At 53.4% G+C, this 5,105-nt stretch carries 5 protein-coding genes; 4 read left to right on the top strand and 1 reads right to left on the bottom strand.

Annotated elements, in window-relative coordinates; genetic code table 11:
• Positions 1-840 (bottom strand): TssA family type VI secretion system protein (locus tag ALO80_RS25630; RefSeq protein WP_083493416.1); only part of this gene is annotated, 840 nt, incomplete at its 3' end.
• Positions 841-1,330: 490 nt separating this feature from the next.
• On the opposite strand from ALO80_RS25630, the gene ALO80_RS25625 reads away from it, so the two are divergent.
• From ALO80_RS25625 to ALO80_RS25610, 4 genes are all read left to right on the top strand, one after another.
• A complete protein-coding gene (locus tag ALO80_RS25625) occupies positions 1,331-1,846 on the top strand; it encodes an Hcp family type VI secretion system effector (RefSeq protein WP_055011009.1) in 516 nt (171 codons plus the stop codon).
• 62 nt (positions 1,847-1,908) lie between these two features.
• The gene (gene tssI, locus ALO80_RS25620) at positions 1,909-3,942 is read left to right on the top strand and encodes a type VI secretion system Vgr family protein (protein WP_055011008.1); all 2,034 of its coding nucleotides are present in this window, start codon (positions 1,909-1,911) and stop codon (positions 3,940-3,942) included.
• The gene (locus ALO80_RS25615) at positions 3,939-4,820 is read left to right on the top strand and encodes a DUF4123 domain-containing protein (protein WP_055011007.1); all 882 of its coding nucleotides are present in this window, start codon (positions 3,939-3,941) and stop codon (positions 4,818-4,820) included. The genes tssI and ALO80_RS25615 overlap by 4 nt, the downstream gene beginning before the upstream one ends.
• A partial coding sequence (locus ALO80_RS25610) for a toxin VasX (RefSeq protein ID WP_310886596.1) occupies positions 4,810-5,105 on the top strand: 296 nt, incomplete at its 3' end. The genes ALO80_RS25615 and ALO80_RS25610, both read left to right, overlap by 11 nt.

Here is a 5,105-nt window from a genome sequence, read left to right as displayed (position 1 = left end):
GTCTACAGGCAGGCCTTTTTGTTGGGTTATTTTCTGCGCATTGCTCACGGGCAACTTGTCCACCGCCAGCCATACCGACGTCCTCGCAAGACGGAACGCTCGCGGATCCGTGGTCTTTTTCCCCAACCACCATTTACAGAGGCTTTTCACAGAGTGCTCATACTGACTCAACGTTCGCTCTGCATCTTTTTCGCAGTCAATTTTGGCGGGGCTGGAGAATAGCTGGGTTGCAACTTGCTTGACCTGCTGGACCACCGTAACAGGTGCTTTTTCGACCTGTAGGGCACGTTGAATCATGCGTGTCAGACGCCTCCGTAAAGGCAGCAGCAAGGCCGATTCATCTACGAGGTGCCGACCAAATAATTCATCCAGGCTATCGAGGTACTTGATCATCTCCTGAAAAACAGGAAGCTGACGGGAGATGGAGATGTCCTCCACCAGCAACTTATCTAGCCTGATTATCAACCACCCAACAGCGGCAGAACGGGTTCGTGGCTTTTCGGGAAACAGTGTCTGCCAATGCTGATCACAGAGATAATGGATAAGCCTCAAGCCGGCCAGCAAGCCGGGAAAAGACTCGCACTCGTACAGGGCCCAGGCCAGCCAGCTGGCAACACGCAGATCCTTGGACTGACTGATGAGGATCTGCTCACTGCCCTCTCTGATTCTCGACCAGTCGATACTCAAGGGCTTCAGTACAGATTGCGCACCGCCCAGCTCGCTCTCCAACTGCTCAAAAGCCGTCGAGTATCGTATGTCATCGCCCGCGTAGTTGTGTTCTGCTATTGGATGCCGGGCAATATTCATATAACGAATGGACAACTCGTCTTTATCACTCATCTCCACCCCGGCATTATGACTATCGTAGAGCGCAAGGTATCTAACCTGGCAAGGAAGTAACCAACACCTTATCTGCCGCCCACCGCATAAACAAGCGGATAAACATGCAACTGTTATATTTCAGAAATTTCCTACACGCAATGAGAATAAAATGTAGGAAGCACGGACCTAGACTGCATGAACAACCCATTTTAGCCATTGTCCTGCAAGCGCAACTTTTTGCACATCACTGCTTATTATACAAGATAAAAACATGTGATCGCCCCGCCAAACGGCATAATTGACGCTGCGCAAGAAGCCACTAAAACCGCGCAATAAATTGCGCATTTTTCCTGATAAAACTCGCAGAAACTTATCTTCCGACAGCCATGATCACGCAAAACCCAAGCGCCGTCGGCCTTTGTCGCTACATGGCATGGTATTTGTTATAGCGATAGCTCGCTGCGGACATATTCGGTTGCGCAGGACTGATGCTTTTCAGGAGGACACAATGCCTACACCCGCTTATCTTTCCATCACAGGCACCAAGCAGGGCAACATTACAAAAGAGGCTGGTTCCATTAATTCTATAGGGGGCCACGGTCAGAAAGATCACCCGGACGAGTCAATTGTTCACGCATTCACTCACGAAATCATATCGCCCTATGATCCTCAGTCGGGTGAAAATACAGGGCGACGCAGGCATAACGCTATTTGCATTACAAAAGTTTTCGACCGAGCGTCCCCGTTGCTGCTGGAGGCATTGTGCAGGGGTGAGAAATTAACAGACGTTGTAATAAATTGGTACCGCACCAATGATGGCAAGGAACAGAACTATTACAGAACAACGCTTCACGGTGCTCTGATTGTGGCTATAAAAGACCACATGCCAACCTGCGACGACCCTAACAATTCACATTCCATCCATCTGCAGGATGTGCACTTTACCTATCGCCAAATAGTGTGGGACCACCTGATAGCAGGCTCGACGGGTTCTTATGACCTGGATGACCTGGGTCTGGACTAATACGTTAACCCCATCGCGTCTGAGGACCGATGGGGATCACTCTTAGGCAAACAGGGAAACTCATGCAGTCCGAAACAATCCCCCTGCACCATTTCAGTCTGAGCCTGGCCGTTGAAAACCATGATTTTAAAGTTCTTGCCTTCAGGGGACATGAAGCCATCAGCCAGCCTTTCTCCTTTGCCCTGGATCTGGTCAGCGAATGCACATCGCTGAATCTTGAGAGTCTGCTGGGGCAGCCGGTTTTCTTGCAGTTCGCTCCCGATGATGTCGGTATTCACGGGTTGATCGATCAGATTGCCCAAGGCGATTCAGGGCATCGTCTGACCCACTATTCGATCACGCTGCGCCCGCACCTGGCACGACTTGAACATCGCACCAATCGGCGTATTTTTCAAAATCTGACGGTGAGCCAGATCATTGAGCAGGTCATGCACGATCATGGCCTGAGGAACAACGAGTTCAGACTCAACCCCGGGACTACGTACCCGAAACGCGAGTATTGCGTGCAGTACGGCGAGTCTGATCTGCACTTCATTCACCGGCTTTGCGAAGAGGAAGGCCTGCACTATCACTTTGAACACAGCCCGACTGCCCACAGGCTGGTGTTTGGCGACGATCAGACAGTGTTTCCGAAACTGGGTCCTGTGATCTACAGACAGGAGACGGCTTTGCTGATCAGAGAACCGGTCATACAGCGCTTCAAGCTGCGTCTGGAAACCCGCTCCAATCGCTCGACTTGCCGCGATTACCACTTTGAAAAGCCGCATCTGACCCTGGATGGTTCGGCGCATGATGAGGCTTCTCCTGATCTTGAGCGTTACGATTATCCCGGCGGTTTTACACAGCGCGACCGGGGTGCTCATCTGGCGAAGCGCGCCCTTGAACGCCATCGTCATGACTACCAACTGGGTGAAGGGCAAAGCGACCAGCCCCGAATAGTCAGCGGTCACTTTCTGCAATTAAGCGGGCATCCCAACGAAGACTGGAATGCACTGTGGCTGGTGACCGAAGTCCTTCATGAAGGTCGCCAGCCGCAAGTGCTTGAAGAGTCAGCCTATGAAAGCCAGAACCTCGAAAACTTTCATCAGGGCTATCGTAATACCTTTTTCGCGACCCCTTGGAAGGCCCCGTATCGCCCACCTCTGCGTCATCCCAAACCGAGAATATTCGGCAGTCAGACCGCAGTAATCACCGGACCGAAAGATCAGGAAATCCACTGCGACCGGTATGGCCGGGTCAAGGTACAGTTTCACTGGGATCGTGAAGGAGCCGGCGATGACAAGAGCAGTTGCTGGCTACGCGTGTCGTCCAGTTGGGCTGGCAATCGCTACGGAGGCATGACCATCCCGCGCATCGGCATGGAAGTTCTGGTGACGTTTCTGGAGGGTGACCCTGACAGGCCGTTAGTCAGTGGCTGCCTGTACCACGCCGAACACATTCCGCCCTATGAGCTGCCCGCTCACAAGACACGCAGTGTATTCAAGACCCTGAGCAGCCCCGGCGGCAATGGCTCCAATGAGTTGCGCATCGAAGACCGAACCGGTCAGGAGCATATTTACATCCACGCTCAACGAGACCTTGAGCAGAACATCGAGCACAAGTACACCACTAGAGTCGGCCACGAGCGGCATGACCGGGTCGAGAGCAATAGCTACAGCGAGTTCAAGGCCGAGAAGCATTGCACTGTCGATAGTAACCGGCTGACCGAAGTCAAAGCCGACGATCACCTGACGGTGGGCGGAACACAGCACATCTGGGTGGGCGATGGATTACTGGCACACGCCGGGCAGGAAATTCATCTCAAAGCCGGTAACAAGCTGATCATCGAAGCAGGGCTGGAGATCACTCTCAAAGCAGGTGGTTCCTTCATCAAAATCGACGCTGGCGGCGTGACGGTGATCGGGTCTCAAGTGAAACTCAACTCGGGAGGAAGCCCTGGGACAGGCTCAGAGGCGGCACCGCTTTTGCCGGGTTTCACAGAACAGCTCAATAAGGGCGAGTCGGGTGAGATGCTGACTCCCGCACAGAGACAGACAATGAGACGCACGCCATTTTGTGAGCAATGTGCGCGGGTAACAGAAGAAGCAAAGAAATGAACCAGGCCAATTATCTGTTGATTGACGGAGCGTTACGACCTGACGCTATAAAGCAGCTTTATCAGCTCGAAGAGCGTCTTGAAATCGCTCCGCTGTATCTCGACACACGCTGGACAGAGGTCATGGGTCTAGGGCCGATACTTGTACATGCACCTCATCCCTCCAGGCTGATACAAGAGTGGCAGGGACATTCAGCGCAAAGGGCCGATGCCTGCGTTTTTTCCAGCAACGCATCTCTGAAAATCGTCTCGGCACATTTGCAGCAGTTTCTGAGCCCGACCGATGATCTGGGTAACTCGAGTCTGCTGCGTTTTGCAGATCCGTTGGTGATGCATTACTGGCTATCCAGCTATGGGGCTGAATATCTGAGCGCCGTGCTGGGGCCTATAGATCAACTATGGGTCCAATCCCCCTTTCGCAGTTGGCAACATTGCCCCGGCTCAACCATCACCACCTTTGTTAATCAACGTGCGCAGCAGGCTTCTCGAAAGGGTTTCACCCTGCTGGGCGATCCGCAACTGAAAGCCTTCGCGCGCTGTTATCGATGGTTATTCGAGGAGCGCATTCATGGCTGGGTCAGGAGGCAATATTCACAAGCTTTCGTGGACCAAAGCGATGATCAGATCGAAGACTGGCTGAGCCGTGCTTTGGACAGCGCGCTCGAGTGGGGACTTACCAGTGAATACGCATTGGCGACCTGGGCCGACATTTGTGGCGACTGGGGTCTGGATTTTATCACTTCGCCGCAAGGTCACTACTTATCGTGGCAGACCCTGCACCCCGAGCATCAACGTTTGGCCCCGGAACTGCGCATAGACGCACTTGATGAATACCGTCAAAAAGTCCGCAACGGCAGAGGTGCCCCGCATGACCGATAAACACGGCACACACAGGCAACGACGTGCTGTACTGTTCCCCAAGATACCCGCCACGGCCACCAGCCTGTGCCCCTTCAGAGGTCCGAATGTCGCCATCGTGCCGGTGCGCTACGCGCTGGATCGCTCCCGTTACGATGCCGCGCCCGATACGCTGAAACCGCTGCTCAAGGCCAGCAAATGGACGCTGATGCCGAGTCTGAAAACACGCAGCTATACCCTTCGCCAACTGTATGACGGCTATGTCTACGTGTTCGACGAAACGGCCGGGACCTTTCATGAGTACGT

Origin of the sequence: Pseudomonas caricapapayae (genome assembly GCF_001400735.1) — a bacterium.
GTDB lineage: Bacteria > Pseudomonadota > Gammaproteobacteria > Pseudomonadales > Pseudomonadaceae > Aquipseudomonas > Aquipseudomonas caricapapayae.
Note: the sequence above shows the minus strand (reverse complement) of the source record. Positions and strands in the feature narration are given on the sequence as shown.